Source organism: Methylobacterium sp. Leaf99 (assembly GCF_001422375.1).
Lineage (GTDB): Bacteria > Pseudomonadota > Alphaproteobacteria > Rhizobiales > Beijerinckiaceae > Methylobacterium.
In genome coordinates this window covers 785,122-805,606 of record NZ_LMMU01000001.1, presented here as the reverse complement: position 1 = coordinate 805,606, position 20,485 = coordinate 785,122, and the positions used below count along the sequence as shown (strand labels likewise).

Genomic DNA, 20,485 nt, shown 5'->3' with positions numbered 1-20,485 from the left:
CACCGCCTCAGAACACCGCCGGCACGAACATCTCCGGCGGCACCGGCTGGCGGGCGTAGTCGTTGTGGCGCTCGCGCTCGGGCAGGTGGACGGGCGGATGCTCGACCTCGCCGTAGGGGATCTGCGACAGCAGGTGGGCGATGCAGTTGAGGCGGGCCTTCTTCTTGTCCACGGCCTCCACCACCCACCACGGCGCCTCCGGGATGTGGGTGCGGGCGAGCATCACCTCCTTGGCCTTGGTGTAGTCCTCCCACAGGCGGCGCGACTGCACGTCCATGGGCGAGAGCTTCCATTGCTTCAGCGGGTCGTGGATGCGCATGGTGAAGCGCAGTTCCTGCTCCTCGTCGGTGATGGAGAACCAGTATTTCAGCACGATGATGCCTGAGCGCACCAGCATCCGCTCGAATTCCGGCACGGAGCGGAAGAACTCCTCGACCTCGTCGGGGGTGCAGAAGCCCATCACCCGCTCGACGCCGGCGCGGTTGTACCAGGAGCGGTCGAACAGCACGATCTCGCCGCCCGCGGGCAGGTGGCTGACGTAGCGCTGGAAGTACCACTGCGTGCGCTCGCGCTCGCTCGGGGCCGGCAGGGCGGCGACCCGGCAGACCCGCGGGTTGAGGCGCTGGGTGATGCGCTTGATGGCGCCGCCCTTGCCGGCGGAATCGCGGCCCTCGAAGATCACGACGACACGCAGCTTCTGGGTCTGCACCCAGTCCTGCAGGCGCACCAGTTCGTGCTGGAGCCGGAACAGCTCGCGAAAGTAGCGCTTGCGGTCCATCTGCGGCGGGCGCGGCGCCCCCCCGACGGCGTCGGCGAGCTGTTCGAGGCGCTCCTCGTCCAGCTCCATCTCGAGCTCCTCGTCGAAATCGTCGGCGACCTCCCGCCGGATCGCCTCGAGGTCGAAGCCGCCCGCCCGCTGCCCGTGATCCATGCCCGCCGTCCCGTCCGTCGCTCGAAGTCCCGATCGCGTTAAAGCAGCCGCATGTGACAGTCCTGATACGGCCGCCTGATACGGCTACCCGCGTCACGACACTGTCGCGCGGCTTTGCCATGTGCCGGAGGGGAATCCGGCATTTTGCCGGCACGGGACACGGCCAAAACCGATGCCGCGCCTTCTCACCGACGAGGCCGTCCTGCCGGGCGTGCTGTTCGCCCTGCGCTTCGACGGGGAGGGCCGCGCCGTGCCCATCGCGTCCGCCGCAGACCTGCCGGCACCGGATGCGGCGGGCGCGGGCTTCGTCTGGCTCCACGTCGATCTCATCGACGCCCGCGTCGCCGGGCTCATCGAGGCCGGGCGGTTCGGGCCGCCGCGCCTGTCGGCCGCCACCTTCGGGCGCGACGAACACCAGCGCGTGGTGGTGGAGGGCGCCTGCCTCGGCGTGGTCATCGCCGACCGCGAGCGCGCCTTCGACGGCGCCATCGGCGAGGAACCGACGGGGCGCCTGCACTGCGTCCTCGGCCCGAACGTCCTCGTCAGCGGCCGGCGCCACGCCACCGCCGGCGCCGAGGCCGCCCGCGACGCGGTGCTGGCCGGCGCCCGCGTGACCTCGCCGGCCCGGCTGCTGGAGCGCCTCGTCGAGGGCGTCGTCGCGTCCCTCGATGCCTGCGCCAAGCGCTTCTCCGACGAACTTGATATCATCGAGGACCGCGTCCTCGACGAGACCCGCGCCGCCGATCCGAAGCCCCTGGCCCCCATCCGCCGGCAGGCCGTGCGCCAGCACCGCCAGCTCTCGGGCCTGGCCGCCGTGTTCCACCGCCTCGAAGCCGAGACCGACGAGGACGACGACGCCCTGCCCGAGGCGGTGGTGACCATGGCCGCCCGCGTGGTCCAGCGCCTCGATTCGCTCCACCGCGACATGCACGTCCTGTCCGAGCGCACCCGCCTGCTGCAGGACGAGATCGCCGGCCGCACCGCCGCCGAGACCAACCGCCAGCTCTTCACCCTGTCGGTGCTCACCGCCCTGTTCCTGCCCCCGACCCTGGTGACCGGCGTGTTCGGCATGAACACCAAGGGCCTGTTCCTGGGCGAGTTCGAGAACGGCTCGTTCCTGGCGCTGGGGATCTGCGGCCTCGCGGCCCTGGCGGTCTACGGCGTGATCCGCCGCCTCGGGCTCGTCAAACGCCGCGCCCGGTCGTAAGCCGGCGTCCTGTCGCGCGGCGGAGCGCCTGAAATCCCCGCGCCCCGCCCACGTCCGTCATCGAAGCGTCACCTCCCGGCGCGAACGGTGCGCCCAACCCCGTCTGGAGCCTTCCCCGCATGGACTTCTTCCGCCGCTTCACCGTGCTGATGTGCGCGCCGAACTTCGATCCGGACGACCTCGAGGGCGTGCGCGTCCAGCAGATCCTCACCTCCATCGAGAAACTCGGCTTCGAGGTGGTGCGGGCCCGGCGCGTGGAGGACGCGGCCATCGCGGTCCAGACCGATTCCGCCATCGGCTGCATGGTGGTGGATTGGGGCAAGCGCGGCCTCGACGGCAAGGCGGCGGCGCTGATCAACCTCATGCGCAAGCGCGGGCTGGAAATGCCCATCGTGATCATGGTCCGCCGGAAGCGCCTGGAGGACATCCCCGTCGAGGTGCTGGACTTCATCGACGGCTACATCTTCCTCGCCGAGGAGACCCCGGACTACATCGCCCGCGGCCTCGTCAGCCGGGTGAAGCAGTACGCCGAGACCCTGAAGACGCCGTTCTTCGGGGCGCTCGTCGACTACGCCGAGCAGGGCAACCAGCTCTGGACCTGCCCCGGCCACAACGGCGGCATCTTCTACAACCGCTCGCCCATCGGCCGCATCTTCGTCGAGCACCTCGGCGAGGCGGTGTTTCGCGACGACCTCGACAACTCGGTCCTCGACCTCGGCGACCTCCTGGTCCACGAGGGCCCGGCCCTGAAGGCGCAGAAGGAGGCCGCCGTCATCTTCGGGGCGGAGAAGACCTACTTCGTCCTCAACGGCACCTCGGCCTCGAACAAGATCGTGCTCTCGGCCCTGGTGGCGGAGGGCGACCTCGTCCTGTTCGACCGCAACAACCACAAGGCGGCCCATCACGGCGCCCTGTTCCTCGGCGGCGCGATCCCGGTCTTCCTCGAGACCGACCGCAACTGCTTCGGCCTCATCGGGCCCATGTACCACGAGGCCCTCGACGAGACGCTGATCCGCGAGAAGATCCGCGACAACCCCCTGATCACCGACCCGGAGGCGTGGAAGCGCGAGCGCCCGTTCCGAGTGGCGGTGGTCGAGCAGTGCACCTACGACGGCACCATCTACAACGCGCAGATGATCGTCGATAAGATCGGACACCTCTGCGACTACATCCTGTTCGACGAGGCCTGGGCCGGCTTCATGAAGTTCCACCCGCTCTTCGCCGGGTGCTTCGCCATGGGGCTCAAGGGTCTCGACGAGACCTCGCCGGGCATCATCGCCACCCAGTCGACCCACAAGCAGCTGGCGAGCTTCTCCCAGGCGTCGCAGATCCACACCAAGGACAGCCACATCCGCGGCCAGACCCGGCGGATCGAGCACCGCCGCTTCAACGAGACCTTCCTCGTCCACGCCTCGACCTCGCCGTTCTACCCCCTGTTCGCCTCCCTCGACGTCGGCGCCCAGATGATGAAGGGCCGCTCGGGCGTGGTCCTGTGGGACGACACCATCCGCCTCGGCATCGAGTGGCGCAAGAAGGTCCGCGCCATCCGCCGCGAGTTCGAGGAGAAGGAGGGCGATCCCCAGAAGCGCTGGTTCTTCGACCCGTTCGTGCCCGACACCGTGAAGGGCCCGGACGGCAAGGTGCCGTGGGAGAGCCTCTCCACCGACGAGCTCGCCGGCAACGCCAAGTACTGGGAACTGACCCCGGGCGCGGCCTGGCACGGCTTCACCCACGTGGCGCCCGACTACGCCATGACCGACCCGAACAAGCTCACGGTGCTGACACCGGGCTTCGACCGGCGCACGGGCGAATACGCCGACCACGGCGTGCCGGCCCCCATCGTGGCGCAGTACCTCCGCGAAAACCGCATCGTGCCGGAGAAGAACGACCTCAACTCCCTGCTCTTCCTCCTGACGCCCGGCGTCGAATCCTCCAAGGCCGGCACGCTGATCTCCGGCCTCGTCGGCTTCAAGCGCCTGCACGACGAGAACGTGCCCCTGGAGGACGCCATGCCCGAGTTCGTCCGGCGCCGGCCCAACCGCTACAAGGGCGTGCGCCTGCGCGACCTCTGCGCCGACTTCCACGCCTTCCACCGCGAGGCCGGCACCAGCGCCCTGCAGCGCAAGCAGTTCGAGCCGGGCCACCTGCCCGAGATGGTGATGACGCCGAAGGAAGCGGTGCAGCAATTGACCCGCAACAACGTCGATTACGTGCCCATCGCGGAAGCCGAGGGCCGTGTGGCGACGACCTTGCTTCTGGTCTACCCGCCGGGCATCGGCACGGTGCTGCCGGGCGAGCGATTGGACGAGCGGGCCAAACCCATGCTGGACTACTTCAAGATGTTCGAGCGCTCGGCGAACCTGTTCCCCGGCTTCGAGGCCGAGATCCAGGGCGTGTTCCGCAACGTCGATCCCGACGGCACCATCCGGTTCCACACCTACGTCATGCGCGAGCCCCGCGTCATGCGCGAGACCCGCTGATGCCGGCGCGGGCCGCACCTTTGAGCGATCCCGACCTCGTCATCCGGCCCTCGTCGGATGCCGACGTGCCCGACATGGTGGACATCTACGCCCACCACATCCGGCGCGGGGTCGGCGACGTCGGCGACTTCGAGGAGGACCCGCTCCACCCGGACGACCTCAAGAAGCGCCGCAAGGCCATGCGCAAGAAGCGCCTGCCCCACCTCGTCGCCGACCGCGACGGGGTCGTGGCCGGCTACGCCTATGCCGTGCCGTTCCGCAAGCGTCCGGCCTACCGCTACACCCTCAAGCACTCGATCTACGTCCACCACGAGCACCTCAGCGCCGGCATCGGCCGGCGCCTGCTCCCGGCCCTCATCGAGGCCTGCGCGGCGGGCGGCTACCGCCAGATGATCGGCTACATCGACGCGAAGAACGAGGCGTCCTTACGCCTCCACGAGGCCTGCGGGTTCGTGCGCGTCGGCCTGCTGCCGGCGGTGGGCTACAAGTACGGCCGCTGGAGCGACAGCGTCATGGTCCAATGCGCCCTCGGCTCGGGCGCCACCGACCAGCCGGGCACGTGGACCCGCCCCGTGGAGGCGGTGGTGGCCGGGCACGACTGGATCGGGAAGTAAGGCGCGCTGCCCCCTCCGGCGGGCTACGGCATTCACACATGTCGCGGCCAGCACGGGTCCCCTCTCCTGGAAGGCAGGGCGATTGCAGATGAGGGTCGCGGCCTGAAGCCGCCGCCGAAGGGGCTGTCGAGGAAGCGGAGGCCCCGGTGCGCATCCCCTCGCCCCGCGTGCGGGGAGAGGGACGCGTCTCCCCCCTGCCGGGGAGCGCGTCGAGGCGGCAGCCGACGGTGAGGGGGCGAATCCGGATGAGACTCCTTCGACGCAGCCCCCTCACCGTCGCTGCGGCTTCGCCTTCGCTCGCCGCAGGCACGACGGGGTGCCTGCGGCCCTCTCCCCGCAGGCGGGGAGAGGGGGATGCGCGCAGACGCTCTGCGTCGCCGCAGGCACGACGGGGTGCCTGCGGCCCTCTCCCCGCAGGCGGGGAGAGGGGGATGCGCGCAGACGCTCTGCGCGAACGGGCAAGGGCCGGCCCGAACGCATGCACCCATCTGCGATCGCCGTGCCTGGAAGGAGAGGGAGCACCCGTGGGCCTCACGCCCGCATCCGGATGCCGTCAGCCCCGTCTCCGCACGAGATCGGCCCGTTCGCGATTGTGCGAATGCCGTAGCCCGCAAAGGGGAGACGGGCATGCGCACGGGGCGCCCGCGGAACGACTATTCCGCGTCCCGCCAGCCGGTGCCGTGCCACAGCCGCACCGTCACGGTGGCGGCGCCGTCCGCGATGACGATGCGGTTGTAGGCGTTGGGCTCCGAGCCGCGCAGGCGCGTCGAGGTGGCCGAACCCGCCTGGACCGCGAGCAGGTGCCCGCGCCGGCCGCGCATGACGCCCCGGTCCACCGTATCGTTCTCAGGCCCCGCCCCGTCGGCTTCCGCGAAGCGGGCGTAGTGGCGGTGGAGGTGGCCGGCGAGCGTCAGCCCGACGCCCTGGCGCCGGAAGGCGGCGAGCGCCAGGTCGGCGCGGCCGACGAGGCGGGCTTCCTCGTCCCAGGGCGGCGGCATGAACGGGTGGTGGCCGACCACAATCCGGAACACGCCCTTGGGCATCGCCCGTAGCCGCGCCTCCGCCTGGACAATCTGGCGATGCCGGATCTTGCCCTGCGACCAGTCGGCCTCGGGCGCCCAGGTCCGCACGGTGTTGAGGCAGACGATGCCGATCTCGTCGTCGAGGTGGGTCGGCTCCGTCGAGGCCGCGATGTAGCGGCGGTAGCGCGCGAACGGCCGCAGGAAGCGCTGCACCAGGTGGAACGGCGAGATGTCGTGGTTGCCCGGCACGGCGATCCAGGGCGCGTCGAGGCGGGCGAGGAAGGCGCGGGCGGCCTCGTACTCGACCTTGCGCGCCCGCATGGTGAAGTCGCCCGACGCGATGATGAGGTCGGGCCGGTCGCGGTTCAGCTCGGTGACGAGGCCCTCGACCACGGCCGGATCGGTGCGGCCGAAATGCAGGTCGGAGATGTGGGCGAGGCGCCGCAACGCGGGTCTATTGCTGCGCGCGGTTGATGATCGCCTGGAGCGCCCGGGCCACGGGCTCGGTGACGGTCTTGCGGTACTTGCGGTGGACGAGCTGGCCGTTGTGGTAGATGTCGTGCTCGACATAGAGCTTCTCGCCGTCCCAGCGGACGACGTTGTCGGTCTCGGTGGTCTCCTCGACGCCGAGATCCTCGCGAAAGGTCACGCCACCGGCTTGCGCAAACATGGTCGGTCCTGGGCTCGATACGGCTGGCGTCGCCGCGCCTCAGTGTAGGCATCCGCCGCGCCGGGCGCTACCCGCCGCGCGCCCTCAACGCACGGTGACCTGATCCTTGATCCGCTCGTAGGTGCTCCGGCTCAGGACCCGCTTCGACAGGAGCTGATCCACGGACGCGTAGGGGCGCTTCTGGACGATGGCGCGCCCGATCATGCCGCCGCCCTTCAGGCCGTTGAGGTCGGCGACGCTGGCGCTGTTGAGGTCGACGATGGCCATGGCCCGCGGACCGGCATTGTCGGAGGCGCTGGCGACGTCGTCCTCCCCGGCGGCGATGGAGGGCTCGAACGTCAGGGGCGCGGGCGCGGCGGGTGCGGCCGGGGCGGGGGCAGCGGGCGCGGGTGTGGCGGGCGGCGCGGCGGGCGGGATCGCCTGGGGGGCCGGCGCGGGCTGGACCGGGACCGGCGCGGCGGGCGGCGCCGGTGCGGGCTCGGCCCGGCGCACCGGGCGCGACGGCTCGGCGGTGGTCGCCACGGGCTCCGGATCGGCCTCCACCGGGGCGGGCGACCGGTAGAGCTGGACGATGCCCGCCAGTCCGGCCGCCACGATCAGGAGGACCACGACCCGCAGGAAGGCTGAACCGCTGAGCATCGAGGCGGACTCACGCACGAGAACAAGGCGTTTCGCTTACCATGGGGGACGAATCGGAGTCTCGACGCCGCCGCCGCCGGCCGCAAGCTCCTGTCGATAAGATCGCTTTTCCGTCGCCGGCGGGTTGTCCGGAGAAAAGTCCGCCCGAATCCCGCGCGCCGTGCGGGGCCTGCGACAGGCGCACGCGGCCGGGCGGGATCGACGCTCGCGCCCGCCGCCGCCATGGTCCGCGCCGATGCCCGCACCCCGCCCCGACCCATTCACTCCCCTGCCGGGGGCTGCCACTCCCCCGCCTGGGGCTGCGCCGCCGGGCGGCGCCCTCGCCGAGCGCTTCGGCGCCCTGCGCCACCTGCCGGCGCTGGCCCGCCTCGTCTACGCGGCGAGCCCGCGCCTGCTGCCGGCGAGCCTCGCCCTGCGCCTGGCTCGGGCGAGCCTGCCCGTCCTGATGCTCTACGTGGCGAAACTCATCCTCGACGCCATCGTGGCCGAGCACGCCCGCCCGCACCCCGTCGGCCTCGGCCTCGACGCCTGGACCTCCGACCCGGCGCTCGGGCGCCTCGCCGGCCTCGTCGCCCTCGAATTCGGCCTCGCCATCCTGTCCGATCTCCTCGGCCGGGCGAGCGGCCTCGTCGACGGGCTCGTCGCCGACCGCTACGGCAACGCCGCCAGCCTCCGCCTCATGCGCCACGCCGCCGCCCTCGATCTCGCCCAGTTCGAGGACGCGGCCCAGCAGGACCGCCTCGAGCGGGCCCGCCGGCAGGTCACCGGCCGCTCGAACCTGCTGTTCCAGCTGTTCGGCCAGGGCCAGGACCTCATCACCCTCGCGGCCTTCGCCATCGGGCTCGCCGCCTACGCGCCCTGGCTGATCCTCCTCGTGGCCCTGGCCCTGGTGCCGGCCTTCCTCAACGAGACCCACTTCAACCGCCAGGGCTACCGCCTCGCCTGGACCCGCACGCCGGAGCGGCGCCAGATCGACTACCTGCGGACCCTCGGCGCCAGCGTCGAGTCGGCCAAGGAGGTGAAGCTGTTCGGCCTCAACGGCTACATCGCCGAGCGCTACGCCGTGCTCGCGGAAAAACTCATCGCCGACAACCGCGACCTGGCCCTGCGCCGCGCCGCCTGGGGCGGCGGCTTCGCGGCCCTCGGGACGCTCGCCTACTACGCCGCCTACGCCACCCTGGTCTGGCGCACGGCGGCGGGGCAGTTCTCCATCGGCGATCTCGCCTTCCTCGCCGGCTCGTTCCAGCGCCTGCGCGCCCTCATCGAGGGCCTGCTCCAGGGCGTCTCGCAGATCGCGTCCGGGGCGCAGTACCTCGACGACCTGTTCGCCTTCTTCGCGCTCGTCCCGGCCATCCGCTCGCCGGCCGCCCCCGTGCCGTTCCCCACCCCCGTGACCCACGGCATCGTCTTCTCGGATGTGGGCTTCCGCTATCCGGGCACGGACATCTGGGCCGTGCGCCACCTCGACTTCCATCTCCGCGCCGGCGAGGTCCTGGCCCTGGTCGGCGAGAACGGCGCCGGCAAGACCACCATCGTCAAGCTGCTGACCCGGCTCTACGACCCCACCGAGGGACGCGTCCTCCTCGACGGCCGCCCCCTCGCCGACTACGACCTCGACGACCTGCGCGGCCGCATCGGCGTGATCTTCCAGGACTTCGTGCGCTTCAACCTCACGGCCGGCCAGAACGTCGCCGTGGGCCGCATCGAGGCCCGCGACGATCCCGAGCGCATCACCCGCGCCGCCGGGCGCAGCCTCGCCGACGCGGTCATCGACCGCCTGCCGCTGGCCTACGACCAGCCCCTCGGCAAGCTCTTCGCCGAGGGCGTCGATCTCTCCGGCGGCCAGTGGCAGAAGATCGCGCTGAGCCGCGCCTACATGCGCGAGGCCGAGATCCTCATCCTCGACGAGCCGACGGCGGCCCTCGACGCCCGCGCCGAGTTCGAGGTGTTCCGGCGCTTCCGCGACCTCGGTCGGGGCCGCACGGCGGTGCTCATCTCCCATCGCTTCTCGACGGTGCGGATGGCCGACCGCATCCTCGTGCTGGACGGGGGCCGGGTGCTCGAATCCGGCACCCATGCGGAGCTGCAGGCGAAGGGCGGGCGCTACGCGGAACTGTTCGAGCTGCAGGCCGCCGGGTACCGTTGAGGGCGCGGCGTCACGCCCGCATGTTCTCCCACTGCGCCCGGTAATCCGGCGCCAGGGTCAGGCCCAGGGGGGCTTCCATTCCGGGCGGCGGGTTGTGCACGCAGGCTTCGAGATACGCCATGGTGTCGAGGATCACCGCCTCGGTGAACGGCTTGGCGATCACCCCGGCCGCGCCCTCGAAATCGTCGGTGAAGCGGCGGGCGTTGGCGGTGACGAACACCAGCATGGCCGCGGACTCGTCCCGCAGGGCCCGGACGATGTCGAGGCCGGACGAGCCGTCGCGCAGCTGCAGGTCCACGAGCACGATGTCGGGGCGGGTCTCGCGCGCCAGGCGGATCGCCTCGTCCGCCGTGGCGGCCGTGCCGACGACCACGTGTCCGCCATCCTCGAGCAGGAACTCGAGCTGCATCAGGATGAGCGCCTCGTCCTCCGCGATCAGGACCCGAAGGGGTTCACTCACGCTGTCTCCCTGCTGGTGGCGGTCTCGAGGGGCAGTCGGATGTCGATCCGGGTTCCGGGCCGCGGTCCGGACCCGGCGGGTTGCCAAGCGATACGCGCGTTCAACTGGCGTGCCAAGCTTTCCACCAGGCGCTTGCCGAAGGAGCGATGGCCCAGGATGTCGGGCGGCATGCCGACGCCGTCGTCGACGATCCCGATCCCGAAGTGATCGCCGTCGGGCTTGACCGTGATCGAGAGCCGTCCGGGCGCGTCGCCCGGAAAGGCGTGCTTGAGGGCGTTGGTGATGAGCTCGTTCATGATCAGGGCGATGGGCGGCGCCTTCTCGACGGGGACCTCCACCGCTTCGAGGTCGCAATGCAGGCGGAGGCCGGCCCGGCCCGAGCCGCGCACGAGGTCGGAGGCGAGCTCGCGGGCGAACTCCGCCACGTCGAAGCGCTGGACGTCCTGCGACTGGTAGAGCCGCTTGTGCACCGTGCCCAGCGCCTCGATCCGGGTCAGCATGGTCTTCATCGCCGCGCGCGCCGTGGGATCGGCGATGGCGCGGGTCTGCATGGTCAGGAGCGAGGCGATCATCTGGAGGTTGTTCTTCACCCGATGGTCGACCTCGTGGACCAGCATGGTCTTCGCCGCCAGCGCCTCCGTCAGCTCGCGGGTGCGCTTGGCGACCTCGCGCTCGAAATGCTCCTTCTCGTCCCGAATCCGCGCCTGCGCGTCGACGCGGTCGGTGATGTCGAGCTGCGAGGCGAAGAAGTAGAGCAGCTCCCCCTCCTCGTTCGTCACCGGGCTCATGTAGAGCGCGTTCCAGAACGAGGACCCGTCCTTGCGGTAGTTCAGGATGTCGATGGCGATGTCGCGCCGCGCCGCGACGGCCTCGCGGATCTGCCGCACGGCGCCGCGATCGGTGTCGGCCCCCTGCAGGAACCGGCAATTGGTGCCCATGATCTCGTCGCGGCCGTAGCCCGACAGCTTCAGGAAGGCGTCGTTGACGAACACGATGGGGTTGTCGTCCCGGCGCGGGTCGGTGACGATCATCGCCATGCGCGTCGCCCGGATGGCGGCGGCGAAGGGATCGCCCTTGCCGTGCTCGACCATGAGGTCGTCCGTGAGGTGCCAGGCGTCGTCCCGTTCCATCGTCCTGCCTTCCGCCTGTGGCCCCAGGGCCGCAGGGCAATCCCATCCGTGCCGTTCGATCGCGTGCCGCACCCGCCCGGGACCGGCCCCTCGCGGGACGCTCCGACGTCGCGCTCCGTGGGAGGGAGCGGCTGAGGGTTTCGGGAGGGCACCGGACCTTAACCGTTGCCGTACCCCGCTTCAAATGCCGGAGGCGTGAAGAAGTTCAATTCGCACAGGGGTCCGGCGAAGGGGGTTCCGCGCCGGAATCTCCGGTGATCGTTCCAGCATCCGGGGATCATCTGTGACCGCGATGCAACGTGACCGCACGGAAGCTTTCGGCGGGTGGAACACCCGAACGGCCAAGCTGGTTTTTCGTGCTAGGCATGGGCCGTTGGGTCGGGCGGTTTTTTTAGGAAATGTCGATGTCTCGTCTCGGATGGTCGCGCGGTGTGCTGGCCCTGCTCGTGGCCGGTCAGCTCGGTGCCTGCGGCTCGACGCCCCGGATCGCGTACAGCGCCGGCGAGGCCGCCGCCGCCACGGTGCCGGGCATGGACCTCGCCGTGCGCGCCTACGCGGACGCGGCGGAGACGACCTTCACCGAGATGGCCGCGCGGCCCGAGAACAAGAAGGTGCCGTTCGCCTACCTCGCCCTCTCGGGCGGCGGCGGCGACGGGGCCTACGGCGCCGGAATCCTCAACGGCTGGACGGAATCCGGCAAGCGCCCGGAATTCTCCCTGGTGTCGGGGGTCTCCACGGGCGCCCTCATCGCGCCCTTCGCCTTCGTCGGGCCGGAATACGACGCGGTCCTGAAGGACATCTACACCAGCGGCGTCGCCTCGACCCTGGTGCAGTCGCCGAGCGTCGCCAACGTGCTGTTCGGCTCCGGCCTGTTCGGCGACGGGCGCCTGCGCGGCCTCGTGCGCCGCTACGTCACGCCCGAGCTCCTGGCGGCCGTCGCCGTCCAGCACGCCAAGGGCCGCCGCCTCCTCGTGGTGACCACGAACCTCGATTCCCAGCGCGCCGTGATCTGGAACATGGGCGCCATCGCGGCCAATGGCGGACCCACCGCCCTCGACCTGTTCGCCGACGTGCTGACCGCCTCGGCCAGCATTCCGGCGGTGTTCCCGCCCCAGCTCCTCGACGTGCAGGCGGAGGGCCGCGCCTTCCAGGAGATGCACGTCGACGGTTCGGTGGTGACGCCGGTGTTCACCCTGCCGCAATCGTTCCTCCTGCGCGACGGGCGCTTCAAGGCCGGCGCCAAGTCGGACATCTACGTCATCATCAACGGGCGCCTGGAGCCGGAATTCGATCTCGCGCAGAACAACACCCTGTCCATCGTCGAGCGCGCGTTCACCACGGCGAGCCGCGCCCGCAGCCGCGCGACCATGGCGACCACCTACGCCTTCACCCGCGCCAACGGCATCGGCTTCAACCTGACCTACATCGACGAATCCGCGCCCAACACCACGGCGGCGAAGGGCTTCGACACCGGCTACATGCGGGGCCTCTACGAGAGCGGCTACGCCGCCGGCCGCACGGGCACCTTCTGGCGCAAGAGCGTGCCGACCTCGCCCCTGCTGAAGACCGTGGCCGAGGCGCGCTGACGGGCGGACCGCGCGAACGAGGGCCATCCTTGCGGGGGTGGCCCGAAAATCCCAGCCCAAGAACGGGGGCCACCCCTGCGGGGGTGGCCCTCGTGTCCGATGCTGCAATGCGGTAGGAAGCCGTTCCCCGTGGGTCGCTCGTGAGCCCGCGCCCCCTCGGCGAACCGTGACCCCGCAATGATCCAGATCGAAGACCTCACCTTCAGCGCCTGGGGCCGGCGCTTCTTCGACCGCGCCAGCGTGGCGATCCCGCCCGGCTCCAAGGTCGGGCTGGTGGGCCGCAACGGCGTCGGCAAGTCGACCCTGTTCAAGATCATCCTCGGCGAGTTCCAGCCCGACGGCGGCGCGATCCTGCTGCCGAAGACCGCCCGCGTGGCGAGCGTCGACCAGGAGCACCCGGCCACCCCCATCAGCCTCATCGACACGATTCTGGCCGCCGACACCGAGCGCGAGGCCCTGAACGCCGAGCTCGAGACCGCCGAGCCCGAGCGCATGGGCGAGATCTACGGCCGCCTCATCGAGATCGACGCCGACCGGGCCCCGGCGCGGGCCGGCGAGATCCTGGCCGGCCTCGGCTTCTCCGTCGCCGACCTCGAGCGGCCCATGGCCGAGTTCTCCGGCGGCTGGCGTATGCGCGTGGCGCTGGCCGCCGCCCTGTTCGCCGAGCCCGACATGCTGCTCCTCGACGAGCCGACCAACTACCTCGACCTCGAGGGCGCCCTGTGGCTGGAGGCGCGGCTCAAGCGCTACCCGCACTCGGCCCTCATCATCTCCCACGACCGCGAACTCCTGAACAATTCCGTCGACGCCATCCTGCATGTCGCGGGGGAGAAGCTCGAACTCTACACCGGCGGCTACGACGACTTCGAAAAGCGCCGGGCCGAGAAGGCGCGCCTGCAGGCCTCGACCAAGGTGAAGCAGGAGGCCGAGCGCGCCCACCTCCAGAGCTTCGTCGACCGGTTCAAGGCCTCCGCCTCCAAGGCCGCCCAGGCCCAGTCGCGGATGAAGCGCCTCGCCAAGATGGAGCCCATCGCCACCACCATCGAGGAGCACGTGGCGCCGTTCCACCTACCGTCCCCGAAGCGCCCCCTGGCGCCGCCCCTGATGCATCTGACCGACGCCAGCATCGGCTACGGCGACGACGCGCCGATCCTGCGCGACCTCAACCTCACCCTCGATGTCGACGACCGCATCGGCCTGCTCGGCGTCAACGGCGCCGGCAAGTCCACCTTCGCCAAGATGGCGGCGGGTGCCCTGTCCGTGCGGGACGGCCGGATGGTGCGCGAGGGCCGGGTCCAGGTCGGCTGGTTCCACCAGCACCAGATCGAGGCCATGGACCCGAAGGACACGCCCCTGGCCATCATCCGCCGCGAGCGGCCGGACGACAGCGAGTCGGCGCGGCGGGCCAAGCTCGCGAGCTTCGGCCTCGCCTTCGACAAGCAGGAGACGACGGTGGACGCCCTGTCGGGCGGCGAGCGGGCGCGGCTGCTCCTGAACCTCGTGGCCATGCAGGCGCCGCACCTGCTCATCCTCGACGAGCCGACCAACCACCTCGACATCGACAGCCGGCGGGCGCTCCTCGACGCGCTCAACGATTACGCCGGCGCCGTCATCCTCATCACCCACGATCGCTCGCTGATGGAACTCGTCGCCGACCGCCTGTGGCTGGCGGCGGACAACACCGTCAAGCCGTTCGCCGGCGACATGGACGACTACGCCCGGTTCGTCCTCGACCGCACCCGGGCCGGCCAGCGCGCGCCGGGGCAGGGACGGGAGAAGAAGGGCAAGCGCCGGGCGGCCTGAACGGCGTCCTTTGGCGATGCAAGGCTGTCATTCCGCCGGGACGCGGAAAGCCGCGCCGCCGTCCTCAGGGGCGGCGGCGCTCCGACAAGGCGTTACTTGCGCAGCAGCTTGGTCACGAGGCGGCCGATGGGGCTGCTCGACTCGTAGTTGCGCTCGTCGCGCACCACGGGGCGGTCTTCGTTGCCGAGGATCTTGGTGACGAGGCGTCCGATGAGGCTCATGGCTGGCTCCGGGTGTGAGGGCGCCGACGACAACGGCGCAGCTTGACCCATCAACACGCGGGGTCCGGCCCCTGTTCCCGCGGATGCGCGCGGCGGCCGGCATCGACCCTACCGGCACGCCTCGAACCCGGCGGGGCCGTTCGCCGCCGCCCGACACGTTTTTCGCGCGGGGTGTGGTTCACACCCCGCGCGCTTCGGAACCACCGATCCGGGCTCAAGCCGCCTTGCGGGCCACCAGGGGGACGGGGAGTTCGATGTCGACGCCCAGCGTCGAGACGTCCTTGCCCCGGTCCAGGCGGATCTGGACCTTGTCCTGCTCGACGATGACGTGCTTGGCGATGACCGCCAGGATCTCCTCGCGAAGAATCATCACCAGGTCGGAGCCGCCGGCATTCCCGCGCTCATGCGCGAGGATGAGCTGAAGGCGGTCCCGCGCCACCGGCGCGGACCCCCGGCGGTTGAACATCTTGCGAAGGCTCATGCCGCCCTCCGGGTGAACAGCTTGTTGAGGAGGGATTTCTTGTCCGAGGGGACCGCCATCGGCACCGTGTCGCCCTTGAGGCGGCGGACCGCGTCGATGTAGGCGCGGGACGGGGCGCAGAGCGGGTTGTTGAGGGTCACCGGGCAGCCGACGTTGGAAGCGCGCAGGACTTCCATGCTCTCGGGGATGATGGCGAGCAGGGGGATCGAGAGGATCTCCAGCACGTCGTCGATCTTGAGCATGTCGCCCCGGTCGGCCCGGGCGGCGTCGTAGCGGGTGAGGATGAGGTGCTTCTCCATGGTCTCGCCGCGCTCGGCCTTGAGGGTCTTCGAGTCGAGGAGCCCGATGATCCGGTCGGAATCGCGCACCGAGGAGACCTCGGGGTTGGTCACCACCACGGCCAGATCGGCGTGGCGCATGGCCAGGGTCGCGCCGCGCTCGATGCCGGCGGGGGAATCGCAGATCACCCAGTCGAACTTTTCACGCAGCTCGTTCATCACCCGGGCGACGCCCTCGTCCGTGAGCGCGTCCTTGTCGCGGGTCTGCGAGGCCGGCAGCAGGGAGAGGTTCTCCAGGCGCTTGTCGCGGATGAGGGCCTGGTTGAGCTTGGCGTCGCCGTTGACCACGTTGATGAGGTCGTAGACCACGCGCCGCTCGGCGCCCATCACGAGGTCGAGGTTGCGCAGGCCGACGTCGAAATCGACCACCGCCACGCTCTGGCCCGCCTGCGCGAGCGCCGCACCGAGGGCCGCCGTCGTCGTCGTCTTGCCGACGCCGCCCTTGCCTGATGTCACGACCAGAATTTTGGCCATACGAGCTGTCTCCCTCAATCCAAGGATGCGAATTTGATGGCGCCGCCATCGAGCCAGATCTGCACGGCCTGGCCGCGCAGGTGGGTGCCCATGTCCTCGGCCGTGCGGACGAGGCGGTCGATGCCGAGGAGTTCGGGCTCGAACTTGCGGCAGCAGATGCGGGCGCGGGGGTTGCGGGCGGCGCCGGCAATGGCGCGCCCCCGCAGGGCGCCGTAGACGTGGATGGACCCGCCGGCGAGGATCTCGGCCCCCGAAGAGACCGAGCCCATGACGGTGACGTCGCCGGTGGGGTGGACGATGGACTGGCCCGACCGCACGGACCCCTCGATGGTGAGGGAGGTGGTGGCGGGCTCCGGGGGCGCCGGCGGCTCCTCCGGCACGGTGGGGATCTCGAGGGTCGAGACCGGTCGTCCCGCGTTCAGCAGGGGCGGGCGCCCCGGTCCGACGAGGGGAAGCGCCGTACCCTCGATGCCGAGGATGCGGATGCGACGGCTGCCGAGATCGGACAGCAGCGTGTCGAGGCTGGGGGCGTCCGGCGCCAGGGCCGCGACGTCGAGGATCAGGGCGCGCCCGTCGAACAGCGTCGGCGAGCGCTTGAGGGCTTCGTCCAGATCGGCGAACCAATCGGGAAGCGGCAGCTCCGGGGCCAGGACGAGCGCCTTGAAGGCACGGCCGCGAAGCTCAACGGATCGGCGGGGAGTGGGGGCGCTGGTCACGGCGTCTCGCGATTCCTTACCAGACCATTGATGCCCGGTATGGTTACCGCTTCGTTAACGACCCGTGTTCAAAGGATGAATGATTGCCCCTGTCCCGGGATACCGTGATCCCGGGACCACAGATCGCTCAGTCGAGCGCCGCCACCTTGATGGCGTCGCCGTCGAGGCGCACCTGCGCCGGCAGGCCGCGCTGGACGGGGCCGAGGTCGTCGGCCGTGCGGTAGAGCCCGTCGATGGCGATGAGTTCGGGCTCGAACTTGCGGCAGGTGATGCGCGCCTCCGGGTTGCCCGCCGCCCCCGCGATGGCGCGCCCGCGCAGGGCGCCGTAGACGTGGAGCGAGCCCCCGGCGATGACCTCGGCGCCCGACGCCACCGAGCCCATGACGGTGATGTCGCCCTCGAGGTGCAGCACCGTCTGCCCCGAGCGCACGGGGGCGTCGAGGATGAGGGAGCGGGCCGGCGCGGGCGCCGGGGCCACGGACATCCGGCCCTCGGGCGCCTCCGCCTCCGGGGCGGCGACCTCCTCCACGGGGCGCCCGCCGGCCAGGGGCGGCGGCAGGCCGTCGCCGAGGAGGCCGGGGCCGGCCCCCTCGATGCCCATGACGGTGACGGCGCGATCGGACAACGCGGCCACGAGGGCGCGCAGGCTCTCCCGGTCGAGGCCGGCCCCCGAGACCTCCAGGATCACCGGACGCCCGACGAAGAAGGCCGGCGAGCGCCGCGCCAGGGCGTCGAGTTCCTCCAGCCAGTCGGCCACGGGCGGCACGGGGGCCAGCACCAGGGCCATGAACGAGCGGCCGCGGAAGCGGATCGGGGGGCGGGCGGGGGTCGCGGGCGTGGGGGCGGAGCTTGCGGTCACGGCATCGATCTTCTGACGAGAGGGGCCGGGGTCCGTCCTCGACGGCAACCCCGCAGCATGTCCGGGCAGGTGTCTCTGTAGGCGTCGCTTGAGGCGTCTCGGCCGCCATCGTAGCCCGGAGTGGGACCGCACGTGGACACCCATTCGGGCCGTCAACACGATTTGGCGTGAGCGCCCCGGTGAAAGACCTGTCCCGCCGGAAAGTACCGCGACGGGAGATGTCAGCATGGACCATGGCACCGTGCGACAGCAACCTTGGAATGATTCCACAACATAGCGATTGCCGGCCGAAGACGCGGATCGCTATAGCGGGGCCGATCTCTTCCGTGACGGTGCGGCGTTTCCATGGGAATGCGCCCGGCTGCCGTCCCGCCCCGAGAAGGTGCCGCGATGCCGGACGAAGCCGCCCTGCGAAACCCCGGCCGAGGCCTCGGCTGGCGCGTCCGCGCCGCCGTCGCCGGCCGCGTCGTGCTGGCCACCTTCGGCGCCTACGGCGTCGCCGCCCTGTCCACGGCGTTCCTGTCCCTCGTCCTGCCCATGGTCCGCTCCGAGGCCGTGGCGACGGCGACGCTCCTCAGCTTCGCCATCATGGTCGGCGCCGTGGTCTGGGTGTTCGCCGCCCGGACCCTGGCCCGGGCCGCCCTCGGCCTCGCCGTGCCCGCGGCGCTCCTGGCCGGCGGCCTCTGGCTCGCCCTCGCCCTGGTGGATACGGCGCCCCCGGCATGAGACGCGGGTTTCGCCAATCCATGGCGTGGCTGCACACCTGGTCCGGCCTCGTGACCGGCTGGGTGATGTTCTGCGTGTTCGTGACCGGCACGGCGACCTACTACCGGACCGACATCTCCCTGTGGATGCGGCCCGAACTGCGCGCCGCCGCCGTCGCGCCGGGCGTCGCCGCCGAGCGGGGCGCGGCCTACCTCAAGGTCCATGCGCCCAAAGCCGTGTCGTGGTTCGTCTCCCTGCCACAGGAGGACCGCCCCCTCATCGGCGTGTACTGGCTCGACAGCTTCGAGGCGCCGATCCGGCAGGCGAGCCTGGATGCCGAAACCGGCCAGCCCACCACGGCGCGGGCGACGCAGGGCGGCGATTTCCTCTACCGCTTCCATTACGAACTCCAGATGATGCCGATGCTCGGCCGCTGGATCGTCGGCGCCAGCGCTCTGGTGCTGCTCGTCGCCCTCGTCTCCGGCATCGTCACCCACCGGCGCATCTTTGCCGACTTCTTCACCTTCCGGCGCGACCGCTCGGCCCAGCGCGGCTGGCTCGACGCCCACAACGTCACCGGCGTCCTCGCCTTGCCGTTCCACCTCATGATCACCTATACGGGCATCGTCACCCTCGCCTTCACGCTCATGCCCTGGGGCATCGCCTCGGCCTACAGGGGCGACGAGATGCGGTTCTACGTCGAGGCCGGCCAGACCCCGGCCTGGCGGGCCGCCGCCGGGCGCCCCGCCGAGGCCCTGCCCCTGGCGCCCCTCGTCGACCGGGCGCGGGCGGAGGTCTCCGAGCCCCTGGAGATGGTCATCGTCAACAATCCGGGCGACGCCGCCTCCACGGTGGTGGCGGTGTTCGAGGAACCGAAGGGCCTGGCCCACCGCCACCCCCAGGTCGCGTTCGAGGCGGTCTCGGGGGAGGTCGTCGCCCGCCTCGGGACCCTGAAGCCCGCCGCCCACGCCTTCACCAGCTTCCTCGGCCTGCACGAGGCGCATTTCGCCGGGCCGGCCCTGCGGGGGCTGTTCTTCCTCTGCGGCCTCATGGGCTCGGCCACCATCGCCACGGGCCTCGTCCTGTGGAGCGTGGCGCGGGCGCCGAAGCCCGGGCTAGCGCCCGGATTCGGCCTGCGCCTCGTGCGCGGCCTCAACCTCGGCACCGTCCTCGGCCTGCCCATCGGCATCGCGGCGTTCTTCCTCGCCAACCGGCTCCTGCCCGTGGCCCTGGAGGCGCGCGCCGCCTGGGAGGGCGGCGCGTTCTTCGCCGCCTGGGGCCTCGCCGCCCTGGTCGGGTTCGCCCGGCCGCACGGTCGGACCTGGCGCGAGATGGGTACGGTGGCCGGCCTCCTGTTCCTCAGCCTGCCCCTCGTCGGCGCCCTGACCACGGATCGCGGCCTCGACTTCGTCTGGTTCGACCTCGCCATGGTCGCCATCGCCGCCGGCCTCGGTTCCGGCGCCTGGACGCTGTCGCGGTACGAGGACGTGCGGCGGACCCGCGTCGCCCGCACCGCCCAGACATTGGCCCGCGCATGACCCCGTCTTCCGTCCTCCTCAACCTCGCCCTCAGCTTCGCCGGGCTCAGCGCCCTGTGCCTCGCCATGGACCGCCACCACCGCGCCATCTTCCACGGGTCCCCCTCGCGAAAACGGGCGCGGGCCCTGCGCTGGACCGGCTGGTGCGGGATCGCCGTCTCCTTCGCCGCCGCCATCCTCACGGCGGACTGGAATTTCGGGCCGGTGCAGTGGCTCGGCTCCCTGACGGGGGCCGCCCTGGTCCTCGTCGGCCTCGTCTCGTACCGGCCCGGCTGGGTCCGCCCCGCGGCCATCCTCGCCCTGCCGCTGGCCGCCGTCGCGGCCTTCCTCGCCTGAGGCCGCTCCGGCGTCGGGCGACCCGACGGCGCCTGCGGGGCGATTCAGGCGGTCTGCGCACTCGGCCCATGTGGATGGCGGGGGCGGCCCCGCGCTCCGCACTGTCGCGTCCGGCATCCGCGCGCTACCA

20 protein-coding genes are annotated in these 20,485 nt (G+C 71.1%); 9 read left to right on the top strand and 11 right to left on the bottom strand.

Translation table 11 applies throughout. The annotated features are described in order from the left end of the window. Positions 1–7 precede the first annotated feature (7 nt). Complete coding sequence (ppk2, locus tag ASF28_RS03705; protein WP_056087831.1) at positions 8–931, bottom strand: polyphosphate kinase 2; 924 nt, start codon at positions 929–931, stop codon at positions 8–10. A gap of 172 nt (positions 932–1,103) precedes the next feature. Between ppk2 and ASF28_RS03700 the strand changes: the two genes are divergently transcribed. The 3 genes from ASF28_RS03700 to ASF28_RS03690 all read left to right on the top strand — a co-directional run bounded on the left by ASF28_RS03700 (position 1,104) and on the right by ASF28_RS03690 (position 5,232). Next, complete coding sequence (locus ASF28_RS03700) at positions 1,104–2,138, top strand: CorA family divalent cation transporter (protein WP_056087828.1); 1,035 nt, start codon at positions 1,104–1,106, stop codon at positions 2,136–2,138. Between the two features lie 119 nt (positions 2,139–2,257). Then, the gene (locus ASF28_RS03695; RefSeq protein WP_056087826.1) at positions 2,258–4,618 is read left to right on the top strand and encodes an Orn/Lys/Arg decarboxylase N-terminal domain-containing protein; all 2,361 of its coding nucleotides are present in this window, start codon (positions 2,258–2,260) and stop codon (positions 4,616–4,618) included. After that, a complete protein-coding gene (locus ASF28_RS03690) occupies positions 4,618–5,232 on the top strand; it encodes a GNAT family N-acetyltransferase (RefSeq protein ID WP_056087823.1) in 615 nt (204 codons plus the stop codon). Before ASF28_RS03695 ends, ASF28_RS03690 begins: the two co-directional genes overlap by 1 nt. Positions 5,233–5,885: 653 nt before the next feature. Here the strand turns inward: ASF28_RS03690 and ASF28_RS03685 are convergent. The 3 genes from ASF28_RS03685 to ASF28_RS03675 form a co-directional block, all read right to left on the bottom strand. After that, positions 5,886–6,701 (bottom strand): metallophosphoesterase family protein, encoded by an 816-nt coding sequence (locus ASF28_RS03685; protein ID WP_056087821.1) that lies wholly within the window; start codon positions 6,699–6,701, stop codon positions 5,886–5,888. Between the two features lie 7 nt (positions 6,702–6,708). Next, positions 6,709–6,924 (bottom strand): hypothetical protein, encoded by a 216-nt coding sequence (locus ASF28_RS03680; RefSeq protein WP_056087818.1) that lies wholly within the window; start codon positions 6,922–6,924, stop codon positions 6,709–6,711. 84 nt (positions 6,925–7,008) lie between these two features. Further along, positions 7,009–7,563 carry a helix-hairpin-helix domain-containing protein gene (locus ASF28_RS03675; protein ID WP_056087815.1) on the bottom strand — a complete coding sequence of 185 codons (555 nt, stop codon included), beginning with the start codon at positions 7,561–7,563 and terminating at the stop codon, positions 7,009–7,011. Between the two features lie 235 nt (positions 7,564–7,798). Here ASF28_RS03675 and ASF28_RS03670 point away from each other — a divergent pair, with 235 nt between their 5' ends. After that, a complete protein-coding gene (locus tag ASF28_RS03670; RefSeq protein ID WP_056087812.1) occupies positions 7,799–9,709 on the top strand; it encodes an ABC transporter ATP-binding protein in 1,911 nt (636 codons plus the stop codon). 10 nt (positions 9,710–9,719) lie between these two features. On the opposite strand, the gene ASF28_RS03665 is transcribed toward ASF28_RS03670, so the two are convergent. Together ASF28_RS03665 and ASF28_RS03660 are read right to left on the bottom strand one after the other, a co-directional pair. Then, positions 9,720–10,169 (bottom strand): response regulator, encoded by a 450-nt coding sequence (locus ASF28_RS03665; protein ID WP_056087811.1) that lies wholly within the window; start codon positions 10,167–10,169, stop codon positions 9,720–9,722. Then, positions 10,166–11,299 (bottom strand): histidine kinase dimerization/phosphoacceptor domain -containing protein, encoded by a 1,134-nt coding sequence (locus ASF28_RS03660; protein WP_056087808.1) that lies wholly within the window; start codon positions 11,297–11,299, stop codon positions 10,166–10,168. Before ASF28_RS03660 ends, ASF28_RS03665 begins: the two co-directional genes overlap by 4 nt. Positions 11,300–11,703: 404 nt before the next feature. On the opposite strand from ASF28_RS03660, the gene ASF28_RS03655 reads away from it, so the two are divergent. Both ASF28_RS03655 and ASF28_RS03650 read left to right on the top strand, forming a co-directional pair. Next, a complete protein-coding gene (locus ASF28_RS03655) occupies positions 11,704–12,885 on the top strand; it encodes a patatin-like phospholipase family protein (RefSeq protein WP_443189706.1) in 1,182 nt (393 codons plus the stop codon). Between the two features lie 177 nt (positions 12,886–13,062). Beyond that, positions 13,063–14,688 (top strand): ABC-F family ATP-binding cassette domain-containing protein, encoded by a 1,626-nt coding sequence (locus tag ASF28_RS03650; RefSeq protein ID WP_056087803.1) that lies wholly within the window; start codon positions 13,063–13,065, stop codon positions 14,686–14,688. Between the two features lie 92 nt (positions 14,689–14,780). On the opposite strand, the gene ASF28_RS03645 is transcribed toward ASF28_RS03650, so the two are convergent. The 5 genes from ASF28_RS03645 to minC (ASF28_RS03625) form a co-directional block, all read right to left on the bottom strand. After that, positions 14,781–14,909, bottom strand: coding sequence for a hypothetical protein (locus ASF28_RS03645; protein WP_056087800.1), 129 nt, complete (start codon positions 14,907–14,909; stop codon positions 14,781–14,783). Positions 14,910–15,123: 214 nt separating this feature from the next. Next, positions 15,124–15,390, bottom strand: a complete 267-nt coding sequence (minE, locus tag ASF28_RS03640; RefSeq protein WP_056087796.1) for a cell division topological specificity factor MinE — start codon at positions 15,388–15,390, stop codon at positions 15,124–15,126. Next, positions 15,387–16,202, bottom strand: coding sequence for a septum site-determining protein MinD (gene minD, locus ASF28_RS03635; protein ID WP_056087793.1), 816 nt, complete (start codon positions 16,200–16,202; stop codon positions 15,387–15,389). The genes minE and minD overlap by 4 nt, the downstream gene beginning before the upstream one ends. A 14-nt stretch (positions 16,203–16,216) precedes the next feature. Further along, positions 16,217–16,918 (bottom strand): septum site-determining protein MinC, encoded by a 702-nt coding sequence (minC, locus tag ASF28_RS03630; RefSeq protein ID WP_056087790.1) that lies wholly within the window; start codon positions 16,916–16,918, stop codon positions 16,217–16,219. A gap of 127 nt (positions 16,919–17,045) precedes the next feature. Then, positions 17,046–17,705: a septum site-determining protein MinC gene (gene minC / locus ASF28_RS03625; protein ID WP_056087788.1), complete on the bottom strand. Its 660-nt coding sequence runs from the start codon at positions 17,703–17,705 to the stop codon at positions 17,046–17,048. Positions 17,706–18,167: 462 nt separating this feature from the next. On the opposite strand from minC (ASF28_RS03625), the gene ASF28_RS03620 reads away from it, so the two are divergent. From ASF28_RS03620 to ASF28_RS03610, 3 genes are read left to right on the top strand one after another with little or no spacing between them, the layout of a single operon-like run. Next, positions 18,168–18,503, top strand: coding sequence for a hypothetical protein (locus ASF28_RS03620; protein WP_056087784.1), 336 nt, complete (start codon positions 18,168–18,170; stop codon positions 18,501–18,503). After that, the gene (locus ASF28_RS03615) at positions 18,500–20,020 is read left to right on the top strand and encodes a PepSY-associated TM helix domain-containing protein (RefSeq protein WP_056087781.1); all 1,521 of its coding nucleotides are present in this window, start codon (positions 18,500–18,502) and stop codon (positions 20,018–20,020) included. The genes ASF28_RS03620 and ASF28_RS03615 overlap by 4 nt, the downstream gene beginning before the upstream one ends. Beyond that, on the top strand, positions 20,017–20,355 hold the full coding sequence (locus tag ASF28_RS03610; protein WP_056087778.1) for a DUF3325 domain-containing protein: 339 nt from the start codon (positions 20,017–20,019) through the stop codon (positions 20,353–20,355). Before ASF28_RS03615 ends, ASF28_RS03610 begins: the two co-directional genes overlap by 4 nt. Positions 20,356–20,485 lie beyond the last annotated feature (130 nt).